The organism is Klebsiella grimontii (genome assembly GCF_900200035.1).
In the GTDB taxonomy this organism is placed as follows: Bacteria; Pseudomonadota; Gammaproteobacteria; order Enterobacterales; family Enterobacteriaceae; genus Klebsiella; species Klebsiella grimontii.
Window position 1 is genome coordinate 1 of sequence record NZ_FZTC01000005.1, and the last position, 612, is coordinate 612.

A 612-nucleotide genomic window follows, 5' to 3' on the forward strand; every position below is an offset into this window, starting at 1 on the left:
GCCAGCGTTTTCATCTCCTCTTTGGAGCCGAAGTGGATAGCGCCGGTCGGGCAGGTTTTCACGCACGCCGGCTCCTGGCCAACGTTAACGCGGTCGACGCACAGCGTACATTTGTAGACGCGGTTATCTTCCGGGTTCAGACGCGGCACGTTGAACGGGCAGCCGGCGATGCAGTAGCCGCAGCCGATGCACTGCTCGGACTGGAAGTCGACGATGCCGTTGGCGTACTGAATGATCGCCCCTTCCGCCGGGCAGGCCTTCAGGCAGCCCGGGTCGGCGCAGTGCATACAGCCATCCTTGCGGATGAGCCACTCCAGTTTGTCGTTCTGCTCCACTTCCGAGAAGCGCATCACGGTCCAGGATTTGGCGGTCAGGTCGGCGGGGTTATCGTACACCCCGACGTTGTGACCGACTTCATCCCGGATGTCGTTCCACTCGGAACAGGCCACCTGACAGGCTTTACAGCCGATACAGGTGGTGACGTCGATAAGCTTCGCCACCTCTTCCTGGTGGTCCCGCGCGCGGGGCGCGGGGGTGAAGCCGTTAGTCGCGGAACGACGGACCATGTCTTGCGATTGATAAGCCATAATGCGTCTCCGATACGCCTTTTCC

At 61.3% G+C, this 612-nt stretch carries 1 protein-coding gene; it reads right to left on the reverse strand.

Annotation, left to right across the window (positions count from 1 at the left end; genetic code table 11):
- On the reverse strand, nt 1-587 hold a 587-nt coding region (fdxH, locus tag KOSB73_RS01520; RefSeq protein WP_098140181.1), incomplete at its 3' end, for a formate dehydrogenase subunit beta.
- Nucleotides 588-612: the final 25 nt, after the last annotated feature.